Here is a 20,656-nt window from a genome sequence, read left to right as displayed (position 1 = left end):
TTGCACAGATCATCGTCTACTCTGTGTGCGGAGGCTCGATATGGCAGCAATATATCCTTCACTTCTGAGCGTTTATTCTCCTGACGAAATGGGGAAAATTGACCATATTTCGGCGCAAACAGTGCCTGTTTCCGTATTGATGGAAAATGCTGGCCGCGCCGTGGCCCGCGCTATTCTTCGGTATGAAAAGCCAGCCCGTGTGCTGGTGCTGTGTGGCCCCGGTAATAACGGAGGAGATGGCTACGTAGTTGCACGGCATCTTTACGATGCAGGCTGGCCTGTGGCCGTGGCGGAAATGGTGGCGCCCAAGCCCGGTGGCCCGGCAGCAGAAGCCTCGGCCCGATTCCGTGGTGTTCGTGTGCCGTTTTCTGCGCAGGAATCTGCAAGGGCAGATTTGGTGGTGGATGCCGTATTTGGCGCGGGGCTGAGCAGAGATGTTGCTGGTTTGCCTGTTGAAGTTTTGCAAGCCGCGCGGCGTATCGTTGCTGTTGATATGCCATCTGGCGTGGATGGCGCGACGGGATTGGTGCGTGGATATGCTCCACATGCTGTCATGACAGTAACATTCTGCCGGTTCAAGCCGGGGCATTTGCTGTATCCCGGCAGGGAATATCTGGGGCGGTTGATTCTGGCGGATATCGGAATCCCGCAAACTGCGCTTGATCAGGTGCCACCAACAACATGGCAGAATGAGCCCGGCTTGTGGCATTTGCCGATTCCCGGCCCTGAAAGTCATAAATATACGCGCGGCGTGGTGAGTATCTGTGCTGGCGAATCCATGCCGGGCGCAACGCGTTTGTGTGCGGGGGGCGCACGTGCTGCTGGTGCTGGTTTGGTGCGCGTGGCTGCTGGGGCAGGTGCCGCAGCTTATAAATTGGGTGCGCCCGGCCTTATTATAGATGACGCGCCGTTAACGGCATTATTGGAAGATAAACGTCGCCGTGTGTGGGTTTGTGGGCCTGGCCTAACGGAAGCAGAAGTGCAGGCCACACTGCCTGTATTGTTGGCAGCAGGAAAAGATATTCTGGCAGATGCTGGGGCTTTAAGTGCCTCTGCTGGTGCTCCTGAAAAACTTAAGGGTGTTGCAGTCATAACGCCGCATATTGGCGAGTTTACCCGCGTATTCGGGCCGATTGGCAGTAACCCGCCAGAGCATGTCCGGCAGGCGGCTCAGCAAATTAATGCTGTGGTTGTTCTGAAAGGGGCTTCGACCATGATTGCAGCGCCAGATGGGCGGCTTGCCATCAATAATCATGCAACCCCTGCATTAGGTACGGCTGGCTCTGGCGATACACTTTCTGGTGTCATTTCAGCCCTACTGGCTGCTGGTATGCCTGCGTGGGAGGCTGCATGTGCAGGTGTATGGCTGCACGGGGAAGCTGGGCGACAGGCAGGACCGTGGCCTGTGGCCGAAGATTTGGACCTTCATCTGGGTGCAGCGCGAGAAAAAGCAGCTCATATGCAGAAACAGAGGGTGAACTCGCACATCGGCATCTTGCCGTCGGCGAATGTTTGAGTTAAGTCCACCCAACTCGTGACGGTGAGCACGTTAATGCGCGGGTGTGGTGGAATTGGTAGACACGCCAGATTTAGGTTCTGGTGACGCAAGTCGTGGGGGTTCAAGTCCCTCCACCCGTACCAATTATTTTACGATCATGCTCCCGTCCTGGTCCGCGACGGCCTTTGCGTAGCGGGTGTTTGAGTTTTGTACCGAAAGGAAGGCCTGACCGATGCAGGTTACCGAGACCCTTTCCGAAGGGCTGAAGCGTGGTTTTACCGTAACAGTTCCAGCGGCGGAAATTGCCAGCAAGCGTGATGCGCGGCTGAAGGAAGTTGCAGCAAACCTGAACCTGCCGGGCTTCCGTCCGGGTAAGGTGCCTGTTTCTCTGGCCAAGCAGCGTTACGGCGAAAGCGTGTGGGCAGAAGTTCTGGAACAGACGGTATCTGACGCTCTGCGTAACGTTTTTGATGAACGCGGTATTCGTCCTGCTGGTCAGCCTAAGGTAGATCTGGTTTCCGGTCAGACCGATGATGGAAAAGATCTGGAATTCACGGTTGAAGCAGAAATTCTGCCAGAAATTGCTGTGCCGGATCTGTCTGACCTTGCGCTGACACGCCTGAAGGCAAATGTGAGCGATGAAGCCATCAACAAGGTGCTGGAAGATATCGCCAAGCGCGGTCGTACCTTTGAAGTGGTGGAAGAAGTTCGCCCCGTTGCTAAGGGTGATGTGGTTGCTATCGACTTTGTTGGTAAGCGCGACGGTGTGCCTTTCGAAGGCGGTTCCGCTGAAGATGTGAACGTTGAAATCGGCGGCGAAGGCTTTATTCCCGGATTTGCTGAGCAGATCGAAGGCATGAAGCCGGGTGAAGAAAAAGTTATTACGGTAACTTTCCCCGAAGATTACGGCGCAACCGAGCTGGCAGGCAAGGAAGCAACCTTCGATATCAAAGCCAAGCAGATCAAGAAGCCAGTTGATGCGCCGATTGATGATGAACTGGCCAAGAAGATGGGCTTTGAAAGCCTTGATCAGCTGAAAGATCTGATTCGCAAGCAGATCGAAGGCGAATATGATCAGCTTTCCCGCCTGCGCATCAAGCGCGAACTGCTCGATGAACTGGCAAAGAAAACTGATTTCACTGCGCCAGAAGGCATGGTGGATGCAGAATTCAACCAGATCTGGGCACGCGTTGAAGAAGACCGTAAGTCCGGTCAGCTTGATGACGAAGACAAGAACAAAGATGAAGAAACCCTGCGCGCTGATTACCGCAAAATTGCGGAACGTCGCGTAAAGCTGGGTCTGCTTCTGGCTGAAATTGGTCGTAAGAACAACATTACGGTAACGCCGGATGAACTGGGCCGTGCAGTGCGGGCTGAAGCCATGCGCTACCCCGGTCAGGAAAAGCAGGTGTTCGAATTCTTCCAGAAGAATCCGCAGGCTGCGGAATCTCTCCGGGGGCCGATCTTTGAAAACAAGGTTGTCGATTACCTGATTGAACTGGCCAAAGTGACCGATAAAGAGGTCACACCAGAGGAACTTTCAGATATTCCACCAGCGAATATCTAATAAGAAAAAGGCCGTGTCCCGCCAGTGTGAACTGGCGGGACATTCTTTTTGGGCATGTTTTTCTTTTCCGGGGTGGCATCTTTCCACTTTATCTCTATCTTGAACCAGAGTGCCTGAGCTTTCTTGTGTTCGCGCAGGGAGGCAGGAAAGGCTAATTCAGTTTTTTATACGGGAATGAGTGGTATGAGGGATCGTGATCCCGTTGAGATTTTCAGCAATGCGCTGGTGCCGATGGTGGTCGAACAGACCTCTCGCGGTGAGCGGGCGTTTGATATCTATTCCCGCCTGCTTCAAGAGCGGATCATCTTCCTGACTGGTCCCGTTTACGATCAGGTTGCATCCTTGATTTCCGCGCAGCTTCTGTATCTGGAAAGCGTGAATCCTAACAAGGAAATCTCCTTTTACATCAACAGCCCGGGTGGTGTGGTTTCTGCCGGTTTGGCAATTTATGATACCATGCAGTACATCCGCAGCCCCGTAAGCACGGTGTGCATCGGGCAGGCAGCCTCTATGGGGTCCTTGCTGTTGGCTGGGGGAGAAAAGGGGCGTCGTTTCGCGCTGCCTAATGCCCGCGTTATGGTGCATCAGCCTTCTGGCGGTGCGCAGGGGCAGGCAAGTGATATCGAAATTCAGGCGCGCGAAATTCTGATCATTCGCCAGAAGCTGAATGAAATCTACCGTGAACATACAGGTCGCACGTTGGAGGAAATTGAGCAGAAGTTGGAGCGTGATACCTACATGTCCGCTCAGGAAGCTCAGTCCTTCGGGATTGTGGATGAGGTGATCAGCCACCATAAGGCGACAGAAACAGGCAAGAAGGATAAAAGTCATCCTTAATCTGGCGTACAGTAATCTTCCTGTTACAATAGGGGAGACGCCTGCCGTAAGGCAGGCACACACGTTCTGGGACTCGGCTCTCGGTGCGATGGGGCCTGGGATGATCGAGGGAGTGGGCTGATGAATACGAAGTCCGGTGATTCCAAGAACACGCTTTACTGCTCGTTCTGTGGAAAGTCACAACATGAGGTTCGCAAGCTGATTGCCGGCCCCACGGTGTTCATTTGTGACGAATGTGTTGAACTCTGCATGGATATTATCCGTGAAGAGAATAAGACTTCCCTTGTTAAATCGCGCGAGGGTGTGCCTACACCGCGGGAAATCTGCAAGGTTCTGGATGATTATGTCATTGGGCAGGCAGAAGCCAAAAAGGTTTTGTCTGTGGCTGTGCATAACCATTACAAGCGCCTGACACAGGTTGCTAAAGCTGGTGATGTTGAGATTGCAAAATCCAACATTCTGCTTATTGGCCCCACCGGTTCTGGTAAAACCCTGCTGGCCCAGACACTGGCGCGTATTCTGGATGTGCCTTTTACAATGGCTGATGCCACAACCCTGACAGAAGCAGGGTATGTGGGGGAAGATGTTGAAAACATCATTCTCAAGCTGCTGCAGGCGTCTGATTACAATGTGGAACGCGCACAGCGTGGCATTGTCTATATTGATGAAATCGACAAGATTTCCAAAAAGTCAGACAATCCTTCTATCACGCGTGATGTTAGTGGTGAAGGTGTGCAGCAGGCGCTGTTGAAACTCATGGAAGGCACTGTGGCATCTGTGCCTCCGCAGGGTGGGCGCAAGCATCCGCAGCAGGAGTTCCTGCAGGTAGATACCACCAACATGCTGTTTATCTGTGGTGGTGCCTTTGCCGGGTTGGACAAGATTATTTCTGCCCGTGGTAAGGGAACCAACATTGGCTTTGGTGCTGATGTGCGTGCTCCAGATGAGCGCAAGACAGGTGAAATCCTGCACGATGTGGAACCGGAAGACTTGATGAAGTTTGGTCTGATTCCAGAATTCATCGGGCGTCTGCCAGTTATTGCAACGCTGGGTGATCTGGATGAAGCTGCACTTATCAAGATCCTGACAGAACCTAAAAATGCGTTGGTCAAGCAGTATCAGCGTTTGTTCCAGATGGAAAATGTGCAGCTGGACTTCACGGATGATGCACTTAAGGCCATTGCAGATCGCGCTATTGTGCGAAAGACAGGTGCACGCGGGCTACGCTCCATTCTGGAAAGTATCCTGATGTCCACCATGTTCGATCTGCCGGGCCTTGAAAATGTAGAGGAAGTGGTGGTTAACCGGGATGTTGCGGAAGGCAAGGCCAGTCCGGTCTATGTCTACGGGAAAAAGAAAGATATCCCGGCAGAACAATCTGCCTAAGTTGGGAAATGTTCACAAAACAGCGCTGGCGGCACATGCTCCAGCGCTGTTTTTGTCACTGTCCCATTGTGTAAAACGCTGTGAATAACGACATAAGGATAGACTAAGGAGCTTTCATCGCGTTGGCTCTTGCACGGAACAAGGCATGCCGCAGGCGGGTGCCGTGTCCGGATCGTCCTTGTCAGGAGGTCATCATCATGGCTGATAACGAAAAACCAGTGAAACGCAGACGCCGGACTGCAACAAAAACCAAACCGGAAGTGGCAGCAGAAGCCACGCCCAAAACCGCACCAGTTGCAGAAGCTGCGGCAGAGCCGGAAGTTCAGGAAGCTAAAGCTCCGCTTCATGTGGCTGTATTGCCATTGCGCGATATTGTGGTGTTCCCGCACATGATTGTGCCCCTGTTTGTTGGGCGCGAAAAATCTGTAAAAGCGTTGGAAACGGTCACAAAAGATGACCGCCATATTCTGCTGGTCGCCCAAAAAGATGCAGCGCAGGATGATCCGTCCGCCGATGACATTTATCGGGTTGGCACGCTTTCAACCATTCTGCAGCTTCTAAAACTGCCGGACGGCACCGTGAAGGTGTTGGTGGAAGGGGTAAAGCGCGTACGCGTAAAAACCTTGCACGAGGTTGAAGGCCACTTCGAAGCCGATATTGAAGATATGCCAGAGCAGGCGGCTGAAGGGCCAGAAGCCGAGGCGCTTGGGCGTTCTATCGTGTCTCAGTTTGAGCAGTATATGAAGCTCAACAAGAAGATTGCGTCTGAGGTGCTGGTATCTCTGAACCAGATTAGTGATCTGGCAAAGCTGGCGGATACCGTAACCAGCCACCTGAACCTCAAGATTGCGGAAAAGCAGGAAATTCTGGAGGCGCCAACAGTGATGGCGCAGCTGGAAAAGGTTTTTGCGCATATTGAGGCGGAAATTGATGTTCTTCAGGTCGAAAAGAAAATTCGCAACCGCGTTAAACGCCAGATGGAAAAAACGCAGCGCGAGTACTATCTGAACGAACAGCTCAAGGCGATTCAGAAGGAGCTGGGTGAAGGCGAAGACGGTAAGGATGAAACATCCGAACTGGAAGAACGCATTGCCAAAACCAAGCTCTCCAAGGAAGCACACGAAAAAGCTGTAGCGGAGCTGAAGAAGCTGCGCGGCATGAGCATGATGTCTGCCGAATCTACAGTGGTGCGGAATTATCTGGATTGGCTGCTGAGTATTCCGTGGAAAAAGCGGACCAAGGTCAAACATGATCTGACAGAAGCAGAAACAATTCTGGATACAGATCACTACGGGCTGGAAAAAGTTAAAGAACGGATTCTGGAATATCTGGCTGTCCAAAGTCGGTCCCAGAAGCTCAAAGGTCCGATTCTGTGCCTGGTAGGTCCTCCGGGTGTTGGTAAAACGTCTCTGGCACGTTCCATCGCCAAGGCAACGGGGCGGCATTATGTGCGTATGTCACTCGGTGGCGTGCGTGATGAAGCTGAAATCCGTGGTCATCGGCGCACATATATTGGCTCCATGCCCGGTAAGATCATTCAGGGGATGAAGAAGGCGAAAGTCTCGAATCCGCTGTTCCTGCTGGATGAAATTGACAAGCTCGGGTCTGATTGGCGCGGAGATCCGGCATCTGCACTGCTAGAAGTGTTGGATCCGGAGCAGAACAGCACATTTGCAGATCATTATCTGGAAGTGGATTACGATCTATCTGACGTCATGTTCGTTACAACGGCTAATAGCCTGAACATGCCGCAGCCTCTGCTGGATCGTATGGAGATCATTCGTCTGTCCGGTTACACGGAAGATGAAAAGGTGGAAATTGCCAAACGCCACCTTATTTCCAAGCAGACGCAGGCGCATAATCTCAAGCCGGGTGAATGGTCGATTACAGATGACGCTGTGCGGGATCTGATTCGCTATTACACGCGTGAGGCCGGCGTGCGTAATCTGGAACGTGAACTTGCAGGGCTTGCCCGTAAGGCCGTGAAGGAAATTGTTACCGGCAAGGCCAAGAAAGTTTCTGTTACCCCCAAGAATCTGGACAAATACGCAGGTGTGCGTCGCTTCAGCTACGGGGAAACCGAAGCTGAAGACATGGTTGGTGTTGTAACTGGCCTGGCTTGGACCGAAGTGGGCGGGGAAATCCTGACCATTGAAAGCGTTATGGTGCCGGGCAAGGGCGGTATTGTTGAAACCGGTAAGCTGGGCGACGTAATGAAGGAGAGCATCTCTGCTGCATTCTCCTTTGTTCGGAGTCGGGCAACCAGCTTTGGCATTGTGCCCACCTTGTTTGATAAGCGCAGCTTCCATGTGCACGTGCCTGAAGGTGCGACTCCCAAAGATGGACCTTCTGCCGGTGTGGCGATGGTCACATCCTTGGTAAGCGTGCTGACAGGTATTCCTATCCGTCGGGATGTGGCCATGACGGGTGAAATCACCTTGCGTGGGCGTGTGCTGGCTATTGGTGGCTTGAAAGAAAAGCTGCTTGCTGCCCTGCGTGCGGGCATTCGTACAGTGTTCATTCCCAAGGAAAATGAGAAGGACCTTACGGAAATCCCTGAAAACGTGAAGAAGAAACTGGAAATCGTTCCTGTCTCTCATGTGGATGAAGTTCTGGCGCGTGCACTAGTGCGTCAGCCTCAGCCCATTGAGTGGGAAGATGTGCCAGATCCACTGCCAGCAGCTGGTGGAGAATCCGCTCTTCCGGTGTTGCCACACTGAATAGAAGGGATAAGAGCCCACGAAGTTGCGTTTGCTTGGTTGACGTGGCGGAAAACGGCTTCATAGTGCGTTCAGGTAGCGGACAGGCGGACGAAATAGGCCGCCCGCCGTTCCGAACAGATATAAGAAATAGAAAGGCGTAAGGATGGAGAAGCCGCTCAACAAGCAGGAACTCGTTTCAGCAGTGGCTGAAGCTGTTGACCTGCCCAAGGCAAAAGCCGGTGAAGTGGTCGATGCCGTATTCGGTGCGATCGAAAAGGCCCTGTCCACAAAGCAGGAAGTACGTCTGGTTGGTTTTGGCACATTCGTGACCGCAACCCGCAAGGCAGCTAAAGGCCGCAACCCACGTACGGGTGAAGAAATCGATATCCCTGCTTCCACCTCTGTCCGCTTCAAGCCGGGCAAGGCGCTGAAGGATGCCGTCAGCGGTTAATTCCGTTAGAAAATTTTTTTCTGAAAAAGGCCGACAATCTCAAAAAAGGGGTTGTCGGCCTTTTCTGTTTATGGCACATACGGCGCGGGCAATTAGCTCAGCGGTAGAGCGTCTCGTTTACACCGAGATGGTCGGCGGTTCGATCCCGTCATTGCCCACCATTTTCCTCAAATGGTAACCCACACGCACAATGGACTTAGTTCCATTGCTGCCTGTGTGTGGTTTTTGCCAGAGCATTCTCTGGCCTTTCAATTTCTCCCTTAAAATTCGGCCTGTGCAAGAAAGTGCCCCATACCCAACGCGTTCGTGCATATCCGTACGCAGGATGTTGGGGTTAGAGTTGCTGCATGAAATAAAAGCCATTGTGGTTTGAATCATGTGAAGGGGTTGTCGGCCTCTTCTGTTTATGGCACATAGGGCGCGGGCAATTAGCTCAGCGGTAGAGCGTCTCGTTTACACCGAGATGGTCGGCGGTTCGATCCCGTCATTGCCCACCATTTTCCCCAAATGGTAATCCACATGCACAATGGACTTAGTTCCATTGCTGCCTGTGTGGTTTTTGCTAGAGCATTCTCTGGTCTCTCAATTTCTCCCTTAAAATTCGGCCTTCACAAGAAAGTGCCCCATACCCAACGCGTTCGTGCATATCCGTGCGCAGGATGTTGGGGCTAGGGTTGCTGCATGAAACAAAAGCCACTGCGGCTTGAAACATGTGCAGGAACCACACCATGCAGTCTGTTCTTGGTGATTATGCGCCAGTTCTCGTGTTTGGGGGCATGTCGGTTATTATTGCCGCCGCCATGCTGGGTATGGCGCTGCTAAGCGGCCACCAGAAACCGTATTCTGAAAAACTGACAGCTTATGAATGCGGTTTTGAAGCATTTGATGATGCACGCCGTCGGTTTGATGTGCGCTTCTATCTGGTTGCCATCCTGTTCATCATTTTCGATCTGGAAGTTGCATTCCTGTTTCCTTGGGCGATCAGCCTAGGGCGCATCGGGCTGTTTGGCTTTCTTTCCATGCTTGGGTTTCTGGCCGTGCTGGGCATTGGTTTTTTGTACGAATGGCGCAAGGGCGCGCTGGATTGGGATTGAGGTGAGGGAGATACAGCCATGACAACCAACCAGCAGGATGCGGTCTTATGGAACCGCGAAGCGCTTCCGCCTGGCCCAGAGCAAGATGCTGTTGTGCGGGGCATTACAGGGGTTCTGGCCGAAAAAGGCTTTGTTGTTGCCAATCTGGATAAGTTGGTGAACTGGGGGCGTACAGGTAGCTTGTGGCCTATGTCCTTTGGGCTGGCTTGCTGTGCAGTGGAAATGATCCACGCCTATATGCCGCGGTATGATCTGGACCGTATGGGTATTATCCCGCGTGGCTCGCCGCGCCAGTCAGATGTCATGATTGTGGCTGGCACGCTTACCAACAAAATGGCCCCTGTGCTGCGCCGGTTGTACGAGCAAATGGCCGAGCCACGTTGGGTTATTTCCATGGGCTCCTGTGCCAATGGCGGTGGGTATTACCACTATTCCTATTCAGTGGTGCGTGGGTGTGATCGCATTGTGCCTGTAGATGTGTATGTGCCCGGCTGCCCGCCTACGGCAGAGGCTTTGATCTACGGCATCATGCTGCTTCAGAAAAAAATACGTCGGACAGGGACCATTCTCCGTGGCTGAACTTCCTGTAAATCCTCGGCAGGGGCGCCTTGAGGGGCGGCTGTCTGCCATGGCCTTTATCTTTATGGCAACTGTGCCTTCAGTTTCCTATGCGGCAGTAGAAAAAGGTGAGTTGGTCGTTCGCATAAAGCGCGATCACTTATTGCATTTTTTCGAGCTGCTGAGGGATCATCCATCATATCGCTTTGAGCAGCTGATGGATTTGTGTGGGGTAGATTATCCAGAACGACCACAACGCTTCGAGGTTGTTTATAATCTGCTGTCTGTCACACATAACCACCGTATTCGCGTCATTGTGCAGACAGATGAAGTAACCCCCGTGCCTTCTGTGCACCATTTATGGCCCTGTGCCACATGGTGGGAGCGTGAATGTTACGATCTGTTTGGAGTGGTCTTTTCTGGGCAGCCAGATATGCGGCGTATCCTTACAGATAATGGGTTTGAAGGGCACCCGCTGCGCAAAGACTTCCCGTTAACGGGCTATGAACAGGTTCGTTACGATGTGGAGCGCAGGCAGGTTGTAAAAGAACCTGTTTCCTTGACACAGGATTTTCGAGATTTCGATTTCGTTTCCCCATGGGAGGGCATGCTGACTTTGCCGGGAGACGAAAAAGCTCATGAAGTCAGACAGGGCATGAAGAGGTCCGGCTGATGACTGAATTGAAAAACACCTTTATCGAAACTGCAGATACTGTGCTGCGGCAAGATGTTCCTGAAAGCCTTGTGCCAGAAAAGGTGGCGGAAGAAGAACCACGCAAGATTGTGGAAATTGATTCTCACGCGCTGAATTTTGGTCCCCAGCATCCATCTGCACATGGTGTGTTGCGCTTGGTGCTGGAAATGGAAGGTGAGGTGGTGGCGCGTGCTGTGCCCCATATTGGCCTTTTGCATCGTGGTACAGAAAAACTGATAGAATACAAAACCTATCAGAAAGCTCTGCCGTATTTTGATCGGCTGGATTATGTTTCTCCGATGTGTGAGGAGCAGGCATTTGCTCTGGCAACAGAAAAACTTCTGGGCATTGATATTCCAGAACGCGCCAAGTGGCTGCGTGTTATGTTTGCAGAAATAACGCGTGTTCTAAACCATATTCTCAACCTTACAGCGATGGGGTTAGATTGTGGGGCCGTTACCCCCGCTTTGTGGGGATATGAAGAGCGCGAAAAACTTCTGGAGTTTTACGAGGCAGCATCTGGCGCGCGGTTTCATGCCAATTATTTCCGCCCGGGCGGTGTGGCGCGGGATGTTCCGGCAGGTTTGGAAGATAAAATAGGCGCATGGGCCAAAGAGTTTCCAAAATGGATTGATGAACTCGAAGGCCTTCTGACTGAAAACCGTATCTGGAAACAGCGCACAGTTGGTATTGGCGTTTTTACAACAGAACAGGCATTGGCTTGGGGCTTTAGCGGACCGTGTTTGCGTGCCTCGGGTGTGCCATGGGATCTGCGGCGTAATCAACCTTATGATAATTACCACAAGGTTGAATTCAATGTGCCGGTAGCGCGGCAGGGCGATTGTTATGATCGTTACTTGGTGCGTGTTGCGGAAATGCGTGAAAGCGTCAAGATTATTGAGCAATGCCTGGCCCAGATACGCCCAGGGGATGTAAAGGTGCAGGACCCTAAGTTCAGTCCGCCTCCACGCGCAGAAATGAAGCGTTCCATGGAAGCGCTCATTCATCACTTCAAGTTGTTTAGCGAAGGGTATCATGTACCCCCCGGCGCAACCTATACAGCGGTTGAAAGTCCTAAAGGAGAGTTTGGGGTGTATCTGGTTGCTGATGGAAGCAACCGTCCTTATCGCTGTAAAATTCGCCCAACAGGATTTGCTCATCTTCAGGCCATCGATGAACTGTCTCGCCGCGGTATGCTGGCAGACATGGTGGCCATTATCGGATCGCTTGATCTTGTGTTCGGGGAGGTTGACCGATGAATACCACCTGGGCCCCGGCAGAACAGCCGGATAGCTTTGCTTTTGATGATGAATCTGAAGCAGAAATTGTAAATGTTCTTAAAAAATATCCAGAAGAGCGCAAAGCCAGTGCGGTTATGCCGCTTTTGTATGTTGCACAGCGCCAGATGGGCCGTGTAACCGGCAGCGCCTGGATACCTCTTGCAGCAATGGATGACATTGCCCGCAGGTTAGAGATGGCACCAATACGTGTGTATGAGGTTGCCTCTTTTTATACCATGTTCAACACAAAGCCGATTGGTCGCTATCATCTTCAGGTCTGCACAACCACGCCATGCTGGCTACGTGGTTCGGATGCGGTAACAGAGGCTTGCCGTAAGGCAACGGGTATTCATCATTTTGGTGAAACCAGCGCAGATGGTCTGTTCACTCTAACAGAAGTGGAGTGTCTGGGCGCATGTGCTAATGCACCTATTCTGCAAGTTGATGATGACTACTACGAAGATATGGATGGTCCTCGCACAGAAGCATTAATTGCGGATTTGCGTGCAGGCCGGAAGCCAGAAGCTGGGCCGACTAACAACCGTATGTGCTCAGCACCGGAAGGGGGCAGAAAAACCCTTCTGGAAACGTCTGCATCATCCTCGGATCAGAAATAGGAGAAACGGCCATGCTTCAAGACAAAGACCGTATCTTCACCAATCTTTACGGCCAGGATGATTGGCGTTTGCCCGCAGCCCGCAAACGGGGAGACTGGGATAATACAGCAGCCATTATTGCAAAAGGGCGAGATGCCGTAGTGGCAGAAATGAAAGCCTCTGGCCTGCGTGGACGTGGCGGAGCGGGTTTCCCCACCGGGCTAAAGTGGTCATTCATGCCCAAAAAGTCTGATGGTCGCCCACATTATCTCGTTATCAATGGGGATGAATCAGAACCCGGCACATGTAAGGACCGGGAAGTTATGCGGCATGAGCCACATAAGCTGATAGAGAGCGCAATGATAGCCTCTTTCGCTATGGGTGCGCATGCGTCCTATATTTACATTCGTGGCGAGTTTTGCAGAGAAGCCGAGCGCCTTCAGGCTGCCATAGATGAGGCTTACGAGGCAGGTCTTCTCGGAAAAAATGCAGCTGGTAGCGGATGGGATTTTGATTTCCGTATTCACCGTGGTGCCGGCGCATACATTTGCGGGGAAGAAACAGCTCTGCTGGAAAGCCTGGAAGGCAAAAAAGGCCAGCCCCGTATGAAGCCGCCATTTCCGGCAGGAGCAGGGTTATATGGTTGCCCAACTACAGTGAATAATGTGGAAAGCATAGCCGTTACATCCACCATTATGCGCCGTGGTGCAGCCTGGTTTTCTGGCTTGGGCCGACCCAATAATGCAGGCACAAAACTTATGGCCATTTCCGGCCATGTAAATACACCTTGTGTGTTTGAAGAAGAACTGGGTGTTCCGCTTAAAGAAATTATTGAAAAACACGGCGGCGGTGTGCGCGGTGGCTGGGATAACCTGCTGGCCGTTATTCCCGGTGGTTGCTCTGTTCCTGTGTTGCCTAAATCTATCTGTGAAACTGTGCTGATGGATTACGATAGTTTGCGTGCAGAACGTTCCGGCTTGGGTACAGCTTGCATGATCGTAATGGATAAATCCACAGATATTATTGAAGCTATCGCGCGTTTTTCAAAGTTCTTTAAACATGAAAGCTGCGGCCAGTGCACGCCATGCCGAGAAGGCACCGGGTGGATGATGCGTATGATGAACCGCATGGTGCAGGGTAAAGCTGAAATAGAAGAAATTGATCTGCTGGAGCAGGTGACCAAGCAGGTGGAAGGGCACACCATTTGCGCGCTGGGTGATGCCGCTGCATGGCCTATTCAGGGATTGATCCGGCATTTCCGACCAGAAATGGAAGCGCGTATCCGGCAGTACAAGGCTGCGCATGGCGGCACGGGCTTGGTGCAGGTGCCTGCGGGCGGTGTGCCAGTGGCGGCGGAGTAAGAATAATGGTGAAGGTCATTGTTGACGGTACACCGGTAGATGTGCCCGCAGGTTTTAGTGCTTTGCAGGCGTGTGAGGCTGCCGGAAAGGAAATACCGCGTTTTTGCTATCATGAACGGCTTTCCGTTGCCGGTAACTGCCGTATGTGCCTGGTAGAAGTGGCGCGTGCACCCAAGCCTGTTGCATCCTGCGGTTTTCCTATTTCTGAAGGGATGCAGATTTTTACGGATACAGAGGTTGTGCGCCGTGCACGCCGTGCTGTTATGGAATTTCTGCTGATTAACCACCCGTTGGATTGTCCTATTTGCGATCAGGGTGGGGAATGTGATCTGCAAGACCAGGCTTATGGGTATGGATCTGGTATTTCGCGCTATCATGAAGAAAAACGCGCTGTAACAGACAAAGATCTTGGACCGTTGGTTAAAACGGTTATGACGCGCTGCATCCAGTGTACACGTTGTGTTCGGTTTAGCACGGAAGTTGCTGGCACGCCTGAGTTGGGGATGGTCTCACGCGGTGAAAATGCTGAAATCACCACATATGTGCAAAAAGCGCTGACATCAGAACTTTCAGGAAATCTGATAGATGTTTGCCCTGTAGGTGCCCTTACAGCTAAGCCATCGGCTTTTCATGCGCGTTCATGGGAATACAAAAAAACAGACAGCATTGATGTGATGGATGCGCTGGGCACGAATATCCAGGTTCAAGCACGCGGTGGTGAAGTCATGCGCATTGTGCCGCGTGTGAATGATGAAGTGAACGAAGAATGGCTTTCTGACAAAGGACGTTTTTCGGTTGATGGGCTTAAGCGTCGGCGGCTTGATCAGCCTTGGGTGCGTGTGCACGGTAAGCTGCATCCAGCCACGTGGCAGGAGGCATTTGTTTCCTTGGCGCGTAGGCTAGAAGGCGTGCCAGGTGAAAAGATCGGTGCCATTGCGGGTGATCTGTGTGATATAGAAAGCCTATGTGCTCTTAAGGATTTTTTGAATAACCTTGGCTCATCAAACTTGGACTGCCGACAAGATGGCGCATGGTATGATTTGAGTGCACGCGTAAATTACCTGTTTAATAGCGATATTGCCGGCATAGATGAGGCAGATGCCTTGTTGCTGGTAGGAGTAGAACCACGGCGTGAGGCCCCTGTTTTAAATGCCCGTATTCGTAAGCGGTATCTTGATGCAGGGCGAGGCGGCTTTCCCATAGCCAGCATTGGCCAGTTTGTTTCTGACCCAACATATCAGGTTGATATTCTGGCTGATGGACCAGATGCGTTGGATGCCCTGTTAAAAGGGGAAAATGCTTTTGCAGAGGTTTTGCAAAAAGCATCACGCCCCATGATTATCCTTGGGCATGGGGCCTTAACCCGTCAGGATGCCCCAGCTATTTATGCAGCATGTAAGAATTTAGCGGCAAAAACAGGTGTTGTTGCGGATGGGTGGAACGGGCTGAATGTTCTGCACACAGCGGCATCCCGCGTGGGGGCACTGGATATTGGGTTTGTGCCCGGCCCGCACGGATGCGCCACTGCCAGCATGCTGCGGGGTGGTGTAGAAGTTTTGTGGTTGATGGGCGCAGACGAACTTCCCATTGATCGTATCGCGCCAGAAACCTTTGTTGTGTATCAAGGGCATCATGGTGATGCAGCGGCCAAGCGGGCAGATATTATTCTGCCCGGGGCCGCTTATACGGAAAAATCAGGCACATACGTAAATACTGCCGGGCGTGTACAACGTGCCTTCCGGGCTGTATTTGCCCCGGGATATGCGCGAGAAGATTGGCGTATTATCAGGGCTTTTTCAGAAGTGTGTGGGCACACGTTGCCGTATAATACGGTGGAGGAATTGCGTGCGCGTATGGCGGATGTAAATCCTGTATTTGCGCATGTGGGGCATATCACAAAATTTGCAGCCCCTCAGGCAATTGCCTCACAACAGAAAAAGGATGAGGACAAAAGCTTTATGTCCGCACCTTTCAGGTCTGTCATCCCAGATTATTACCAGACCAATGCTATCAGCCGTGCCAGCCCTACTATGGCGGAATGTTCAAAAGTTTATAGCGTGCCTCGCGCAATAGCAGCGGAGTAAGGCCAATGGGACAGTTCTTCTACCACACCCTTGCTGGCCAGATTATTCTGATGCTGCTGGAAACACTGGCCGTTCTGGTGCCGCTGCTGATTGCGGTTGCGTATCTTACGCTGATGGAACGCAAAGTGATGGCCGCCATGCAGCGCCGCCGTGGGCCGAATGTGAATGGCCCGTTTGGGCTGCTTCAGGCTTTTGCAGATGCCATCAAGATGATTGTAAAGGAAACAATCATTCCGGCAGGTGCAAACCGTGCTTTGTTTCTGTTTGCACCGTTTCTTACCTTTTCGTTAGCCATGGTGGCATGGGCGGTTATTCCTACAGGTAACGGTTTGGCAGTTGCCAATATCAATGTGGGTATTCTCTACCTTTTGGCTATTTCGTCATTAGGTGTTTACGGCATTCTTATTGCTGGCTGGGCGTCTAATTCCAAATACGCTTTTCTTGGTGGCTTACGCTCTGCCGCGCAGATGGTTTCTTACGAAGTTTCCATTGGCTTGGTGATTGTTTCCGTGTTGCTGGCTGTGGGTAGTCTGAACCTGAACGATATTGTTCTGGCGCAGCGTCATGTCTGGTTCTGCTTGCCAATGTTCCCGATGTTTATTGTGTTTTTTATATCGGCATTGGCAGAAACAAACCGCGCACCGTTCGATCTTCCCGAAGGGGAAAGTGAGCTGGTGGCAGGGTTTTTTGTTGAATATTCATCCTTGGCATTTGGTCTGTTCTTTCTGGGCGAATACGCAAACATGATCCTTATGTCCTCCATGGTCAGTATTCTGTTTCTGGGGGGCTGGCTGCCGCCATTGGGCATTGCACCGCTGACTTGGGTGCCAGGGCCTTTGTGGCTGATTTTCAAAATCCTTTTTTGTCTGTTCGTCTTTATCTGGGTGCGTGCCACGTTCCCGCGGTATCGGTACGATCAGCTTATGCGGCTGGGCTGGAAAGTATTCCTGCCACTTTCCCTTCTATGGATGATCGGAACGGCAGGTTTTCTTATGGCAACAGGTCTGCTGCCCCATATGGGAGGTGTGAACTGATGGGTGCTTTAGGTAACACGCTGCGCTCTTTCCTGCTGAAAGAGCTGGTGGGGGGCATGTCATCCACTTTCCGCATGATGTTTCGCCCAAAAGTGACGTTGAACTACCCTTACGAAAAAGGGCCGCTATCCCCCAGATTTAGGGGCGAGCATGCATTGCGCCGTTACCCAAATGGGGAAGAACGCTGTATTGCCTGCAAGCTTTGTGAAGCGACATGCCCGGCAGAGGCCATTACCATTGAGGCGGAAGAGCGCGATGATGGGTCTCGCCGCACCACACGCTACGACATTGATATGACAAAGTGCATTTACTGCGGCTTGTGTGAAGAGGCCTGCCCGGTAGATGCCATTGTTGAAGGCCCGAACTACGAATTTGCCACCGAAACGCGCGAGGAGCTTATGTACGACAAAGACAAGCTTTTAGCGAATGGAGACAGGTGGGAAGCGCTGCTTGCGCGGCGTCTGGAATTAGATGCCCCGTATCGCTGAGCAGATGCAGGCCATGACATGGCAGGAGGTTGGCCAATGATGGCACAGCTTGTTTTCTACGTTTTTGCAACGGTGCTGCTGTTTTCGGCTGTAATGGTCATTAGCGCACGTAACCCGGTGCATTCCGTGCTTTTTCTTATCCTTGCATTTTTTAATGCAGCGGGTTTGTTCCTGGTAGCTGGGGCCGAATTTTTGGCCATGCTGCTTGTTATTGTTTACGTGGGGGCAGTGGCTGTTCTGTTCCTGTTTGTTGTGATGATGCTGGATATAGATTTTAGCAGCCTGCGCGAAGGTTTTCAGAAACACGCACCTTTGGGCGTATGTGTTGGGGGCGTGTTGTTTGCTGAACTGCTTATGGCGTTCAGTAACTGGAAAATGGCGCCTGCCAATATTGTGGCACCTCTTAATCCTGCGCCTCAGCTTACCAATACGGAAGCTTTGGGAACCGTTATTTACACACACTACGTTTTTCTGTTTCAGGCGTGTGGGCTGGTGCTGCTGGTTGCCATGATAGGCGCCATTGTGTTGACGTTGCGTGAACGCGCTACAGGCCGCCGCCAGAACATAGATAAGCAACACGCACGCACAGTTGAAGAAACGCTGGAGCTTGTACAACTGCCACTTGGCGAAAACGTGTTTGAAAGCGGTGGTTTCCTGCGGCCCAAAGGCTCCTATTACGAAACAGCAGTTCCCGGTTCCTATGGTTCCGGAAATCAGGCTGTAGCGGAAACAGAGGAGAACAGGCCATGACATCCGCAATCGCTCCCATAGGTATTGGGCCTTATCTTTTTGTTAGCGCGGCACTGCTGGTTTTGGGTGTGTTTGGTATTTTTATAAACCGCAAGAATGTCATCATCCTGCTGATGTCCATGGAACTCATTCTGCTTTCGGCCAATCTCAATCTTGTTGCGTTTTCTTCCGCACATGGAGATCTGTCCGGGCAGGTCATGGTTCTGTTTGTGCTTACAATTGCCGCAGCAGAAGCGGCCATCGGTCTGGCTATTGTTACGGTGTATTTCCGTAATCGTGGATCCATCCAGGTCGAAGACGTGACGATGATGAAGGGATGATTGGCTATGCAGCCCGATCTTAACCTCTTTTCCGCCGCTGTTCTTACACCTCTTGTAGGGGCTACCGTAGCTGGGCTTGGTGGTCGCCTCATGGGTGATACCTTGGCCAAAGCCGTTACCCTTTTGTGTATGGGCATTGCGACGCTTTGCGCCATTGGGGCTTTGTGGGGTGGGTGGCTTGCAGGTTTTGGCCATTCCACAGTGCATCTTGCACAATGGGTTCATGCGGGTGGGTTTGATGCCACATGGACGCTAAGGTTTGATGCGCTATCTGTCACTATGGTTGCAATGGTGCTTGTGGTCTCGTTGTTGGTGCATTGTTACAGCCTTGGCTACATGAGCCATGACTCTATGCCCACATACAGGTTTTTTTCTTATCTTTCCCTGTTCACCTTTGCCATGCTCATGCTGGTTTCTTCCAATGATCTGATCCAGCTTTTTTTCGGATGGGAAGGGGTCGGGCTCGCCAGTTATTTGTTGATTGGCTACTGGTATGATCGTCCATCCGCAACAGCGGCAGCTATCAAGGCCTTTGTGGTCAACCGCGTGGCTGATCTGTTTTTCCTTGTCGGCATCGGGCTGATTTATGTGCTGTTCCACACTGTGCAGTATGATGCCATTTTTGCACAGGTTCCGCAGGTTCTAAACGCCCCATACACGCTGTTTGGTATTTCCTTTCGTATGCTGGAGGTTATCTGCCTGCTGCTGTTTGTTGGGGCTATGGGTAAATCGGCCCAGTTGTTCCTGCACACATGGTTGCCAGATGCCATGGAAGGCCCAACACCTGTATCTGCCCTTATCCATGCAGCCACAATGGTTACGGCCGGTGTGTTTCTTATGGCGCGTATGTCTCCATTGCTAGAGTTTGCGCCTGCAACACGCACGTTTATTATTCTTATTGGTGCGACAACCTGCTTTTTTGCCGCAACGGTGGGTATGGTGCAGCCAGATATTAAACGCACTATCGCGTATTCTACCTGTTCCCAGCTTGGTTACATGTTTGCCGCTGTGGGTGTGGGTGCGTATCAGGCTTCGGTTTTTCATCTGACAACACACGCCTTTTTCAAAGCGCTTCTGTTTCTGGGTGCTGGTTCCGTTATCCATGCAATGCATGATGAACAGAATATGTTTAAGATGGGCGGCTTATGGAAAAAGCTGCCACTGACCTACACGGTGATGTGGATAGGCAGCTTAGCGCTTGCCGGTGTGTTTCCGTTTGCTGGCTATTGGTCTAAAGATGCCATTCTCAATGCGCTGTGGTCCACCGGTTCTTCTGCCAGCATGTATGCATGGAGCTTGGGCACAATCACTGCTTTTCTCACAGCTTTTTATAGCTGGCGGCTTATTTTTCTGGTGTTTCATGGCCAGGCAGCAGATGCCCATGCACGGGATGCCGCGCACGAAAGCCCAGCCGTTATGAGCGTACCTTTAGTGCTATTGGCTTTTGGCGCCGTTGTGGCAGGTATTCTTTTGGCGCCATTTTACATTGGAACGCACCAGATCGGTTTCTGGGAAGGGGCCATTTTCAATGCTCCAGATAATACGATTATGGAAAATCTGGAGCATGTGCCGGGCCTGATTGCCATTTTACCCTCTTTGGCAGGTTTGGCTGGTATTGCAGTAGCTGTGCTGTGTTATGTGCTGAACCCCGTTTTGCCAACCAATATAGCGCGGGCTTTTGGGCCGCTTTACCGCTTTCTGCTGAACAAATGGTATTTTGATGAATTGTATGATGCCATTTTTGTGCGCCCCTATGCCGCAATCGCACGTGTTCTCTGGAAAGACGGAGAAGAAGGTGTGGTGGAAGCCGTGCCGCATGACATGGTGCAGGCCGCGCGTACAAGTGCAGCCCAAGCCGTAAAGCTGCAAACAGGGTCTATCGCCATTTACGCGTTTACGGTGCTGGCCGGTCTGGTTGTGCTGTTAACCGTGGCGCTGTGTGGCTGAGGAAGAAGC

The 20,656-nt window shown here is 51.8% G+C and carries 18 protein-coding genes and 3 tRNA genes; all 21 read left to right on the top strand.

Features of this window, described 5'->3' with window-relative positions:
• Positions 1-40: 40 nt before the first annotated feature.
• The 21 genes from EOV40_RS07770 to nuoL all read left to right on the top strand — a co-directional run bounded on the left by EOV40_RS07770 (position 41) and on the right by nuoL (position 20,647).
• Complete coding sequence (locus tag EOV40_RS07770; protein WP_128105574.1) at positions 41-1,516, top strand: NAD(P)H-hydrate dehydratase; 1,476 nt, start codon at positions 41-43, stop codon at positions 1,514-1,516.
• A 40-nt stretch (positions 1,517-1,556) separates the two neighbouring features.
• A tRNA-Leu gene (locus tag EOV40_RS07765) sits at positions 1,557-1,641 on the top strand.
• 89 nt (positions 1,642-1,730) lie between these two features.
• Positions 1,731-3,065 (top strand): trigger factor, encoded by a 1,335-nt coding sequence (gene tig, locus EOV40_RS07760; protein ID WP_087651962.1) that lies wholly within the window; start codon positions 1,731-1,733, stop codon positions 3,063-3,065.
• Between the two features lie 174 nt (positions 3,066-3,239).
• A complete protein-coding gene (locus tag EOV40_RS07755) occupies positions 3,240-3,902 on the top strand; it encodes an ATP-dependent Clp protease proteolytic subunit (protein WP_014456951.1) in 663 nt (220 codons plus the stop codon).
• A 120-nt stretch (positions 3,903-4,022) separates the two neighbouring features.
• Positions 4,023-5,288, top strand: coding sequence for an ATP-dependent Clp protease ATP-binding subunit ClpX (gene clpX / locus EOV40_RS07750; RefSeq protein ID WP_050820069.1), 1,266 nt, complete (start codon positions 4,023-4,025; stop codon positions 5,286-5,288).
• 197 nt (positions 5,289-5,485) lie between these two features.
• Complete coding sequence (lon, locus tag EOV40_RS07745) at positions 5,486-8,008, top strand: endopeptidase La (RefSeq protein WP_128105573.1); 2,523 nt, start codon at positions 5,486-5,488, stop codon at positions 8,006-8,008.
• A gap of 145 nt (positions 8,009-8,153) precedes the next feature.
• Positions 8,154-8,441: an HU family DNA-binding protein gene (locus EOV40_RS07740; RefSeq protein WP_003624117.1), complete on the top strand. Its 288-nt coding sequence runs from the start codon at positions 8,154-8,156 to the stop codon at positions 8,439-8,441.
• Positions 8,442-8,527: 86 nt separating this feature from the next.
• Positions 8,528-8,602 (top strand) — tRNA-Val (locus EOV40_RS07735).
• A gap of 261 nt (positions 8,603-8,863) precedes the next feature.
• Positions 8,864-8,938: transfer RNA gene (locus EOV40_RS07730), tRNA-Val, on the top strand.
• 231 nt (positions 8,939-9,169) lie between these two features.
• Positions 9,170-9,535: an NADH-quinone oxidoreductase subunit A gene (ndhC, locus tag EOV40_RS07725; protein WP_003630526.1), complete on the top strand. Its 366-nt coding sequence runs from the start codon at positions 9,170-9,172 to the stop codon at positions 9,533-9,535.
• Between the two features lie 18 nt (positions 9,536-9,553).
• On the top strand, positions 9,554-10,114 hold the full coding sequence (locus EOV40_RS07720) for a NuoB/complex I 20 kDa subunit family protein (protein ID WP_003625270.1): 561 nt from the start codon (positions 9,554-9,556) through the stop codon (positions 10,112-10,114).
• Positions 10,107-10,766 (top strand): NADH-quinone oxidoreductase subunit C, encoded by a 660-nt coding sequence (locus EOV40_RS07715; protein ID WP_128105572.1) that lies wholly within the window; start codon positions 10,107-10,109, stop codon positions 10,764-10,766. The genes EOV40_RS07720 and EOV40_RS07715 overlap by 8 nt, the downstream gene beginning before the upstream one ends.
• Positions 10,766-12,046: an NADH-quinone oxidoreductase subunit D gene (locus EOV40_RS07710; RefSeq protein ID WP_128105571.1), complete on the top strand. Its 1,281-nt coding sequence runs from the start codon at positions 10,766-10,768 to the stop codon at positions 12,044-12,046. Before EOV40_RS07715 ends, EOV40_RS07710 begins: the two co-directional genes overlap by 1 nt.
• Positions 12,043-12,684: a complex I 24 kDa subunit family protein gene (locus EOV40_RS07705; RefSeq protein WP_128105570.1), complete on the top strand. Its 642-nt coding sequence runs from the start codon at positions 12,043-12,045 to the stop codon at positions 12,682-12,684. The genes EOV40_RS07710 and EOV40_RS07705 overlap by 4 nt, the downstream gene beginning before the upstream one ends.
• An 11-nt stretch (positions 12,685-12,695) precedes the next feature.
• Positions 12,696-14,024, top strand: a complete 1,329-nt coding sequence (gene nuoF / locus EOV40_RS07700; protein ID WP_128105569.1) for an NADH-quinone oxidoreductase subunit NuoF — start codon at positions 12,696-12,698, stop codon at positions 14,022-14,024.
• A 5-nt stretch (positions 14,025-14,029) separates the two neighbouring features.
• Complete coding sequence (nuoG, locus tag EOV40_RS07695) at positions 14,030-16,108, top strand: NADH-quinone oxidoreductase subunit NuoG (protein ID WP_128105568.1); 2,079 nt, start codon at positions 14,030-14,032, stop codon at positions 16,106-16,108.
• Between the two features lie 5 nt (positions 16,109-16,113).
• Complete coding sequence (gene nuoH / locus EOV40_RS07690) at positions 16,114-17,142, top strand: NADH-quinone oxidoreductase subunit NuoH (protein ID WP_006116565.1); 1,029 nt, start codon at positions 16,114-16,116, stop codon at positions 17,140-17,142.
• Positions 17,142-17,630 (top strand): NADH-quinone oxidoreductase subunit NuoI, encoded by a 489-nt coding sequence (gene nuoI, locus EOV40_RS07685; RefSeq protein ID WP_019088402.1) that lies wholly within the window; start codon positions 17,142-17,144, stop codon positions 17,628-17,630. The genes nuoH and nuoI overlap by 1 nt, the downstream gene beginning before the upstream one ends.
• An 18-nt stretch (positions 17,631-17,648) precedes the next feature.
• On the top strand, positions 17,649-18,380 hold the full coding sequence (locus EOV40_RS07680) for an NADH-quinone oxidoreductase subunit J (protein ID WP_006116567.1): 732 nt from the start codon (positions 17,649-17,651) through the stop codon (positions 18,378-18,380).
• On the top strand, positions 18,377-18,700 hold the full coding sequence (gene nuoK / locus EOV40_RS07675; protein ID WP_208729117.1) for an NADH-quinone oxidoreductase subunit NuoK: 324 nt from the start codon (positions 18,377-18,379) through the stop codon (positions 18,698-18,700). Before EOV40_RS07680 ends, nuoK begins: the two co-directional genes overlap by 4 nt.
• Positions 18,701-18,706: 6 nt before the next feature.
• Entirely contained in the window at positions 18,707-20,647 is a 1,941-nt protein-coding gene (gene nuoL, locus EOV40_RS07670) for an NADH-quinone oxidoreductase subunit L (RefSeq protein WP_128105567.1), read from the top strand.
• Positions 20,648-20,656 lie beyond the last annotated feature (9 nt).

Source organism: Acetobacter oryzoeni (genome assembly GCF_004014775.2).
GTDB classification, from domain to species: Bacteria; Pseudomonadota; Alphaproteobacteria; order Acetobacterales; family Acetobacteraceae; genus Acetobacter; species Acetobacter oryzoeni.
Note: the sequence above shows the minus strand (reverse complement) of the source record. Positions and strands in the feature narration are given on the sequence as shown.

Bases quoted from the DNA above. Each gene is read 5' to 3' on its own strand.
- EOV40_RS07770 (WP_128105574.1), top strand. From the start codon at position 41: ATGGCAGCAATATATCCTTCACTTCTGAGCGTTTATTCTCCTGACGAA.
- tig (WP_087651962.1), top strand. From the start codon at position 1,731: ATGCAGGTTACCGAGACCCTTTCCGAAGGGCTGAAGCGTGGTTTTACC.
- EOV40_RS07755 (WP_014456951.1), top strand. From the start codon at position 3,240: ATGAGTGGTATGAGGGATCGTGATCCCGTTGAGATTTTCAGCAATGCG.
- clpX (WP_050820069.1), top strand. From the start codon at position 4,023: ATGAATACGAAGTCCGGTGATTCCAAGAACACGCTTTACTGCTCGTTC.
- lon (WP_128105573.1), top strand. From the start codon at position 5,486: ATGGCTGATAACGAAAAACCAGTGAAACGCAGACGCCGGACTGCAACA.
- EOV40_RS07740 (WP_003624117.1), top strand. From the start codon at position 8,154: ATGGAGAAGCCGCTCAACAAGCAGGAACTCGTTTCAGCAGTGGCTGAA.
- ndhC (WP_003630526.1), top strand. From the start codon at position 9,170: ATGCAGTCTGTTCTTGGTGATTATGCGCCAGTTCTCGTGTTTGGGGGC.
- EOV40_RS07720 (WP_003625270.1), top strand. From the start codon at position 9,554: ATGACAACCAACCAGCAGGATGCGGTCTTATGGAACCGCGAAGCGCTT.
- EOV40_RS07710 (WP_128105571.1), top strand. From the start codon at position 10,766: ATGACTGAATTGAAAAACACCTTTATCGAAACTGCAGATACTGTGCTG.
- EOV40_RS07705 (WP_128105570.1), top strand. From the start codon at position 12,043: ATGAATACCACCTGGGCCCCGGCAGAACAGCCGGATAGCTTTGCTTTT.
- nuoF (WP_128105569.1), top strand. From the start codon at position 12,696: ATGCTTCAAGACAAAGACCGTATCTTCACCAATCTTTACGGCCAGGAT.
- nuoG (WP_128105568.1), top strand. From the start codon at position 14,030: ATGGTGAAGGTCATTGTTGACGGTACACCGGTAGATGTGCCCGCAGGT.
- nuoH (WP_006116565.1), top strand. From the start codon at position 16,114: ATGGGACAGTTCTTCTACCACACCCTTGCTGGCCAGATTATTCTGATG.
- nuoI (WP_019088402.1), top strand. From the start codon at position 17,142: ATGGGTGCTTTAGGTAACACGCTGCGCTCTTTCCTGCTGAAAGAGCTG.
- EOV40_RS07680 (WP_006116567.1), top strand. From the start codon at position 17,649: ATGGCAGGAGGTTGGCCAATGATGGCACAGCTTGTTTTCTACGTTTTT.
- nuoK (WP_208729117.1), top strand. From the start codon at position 18,377: ATGACATCCGCAATCGCTCCCATAGGTATTGGGCCTTATCTTTTTGTT.
- nuoL (WP_128105567.1), top strand. From the start codon at position 18,707: ATGCAGCCCGATCTTAACCTCTTTTCCGCCGCTGTTCTTACACCTCTT.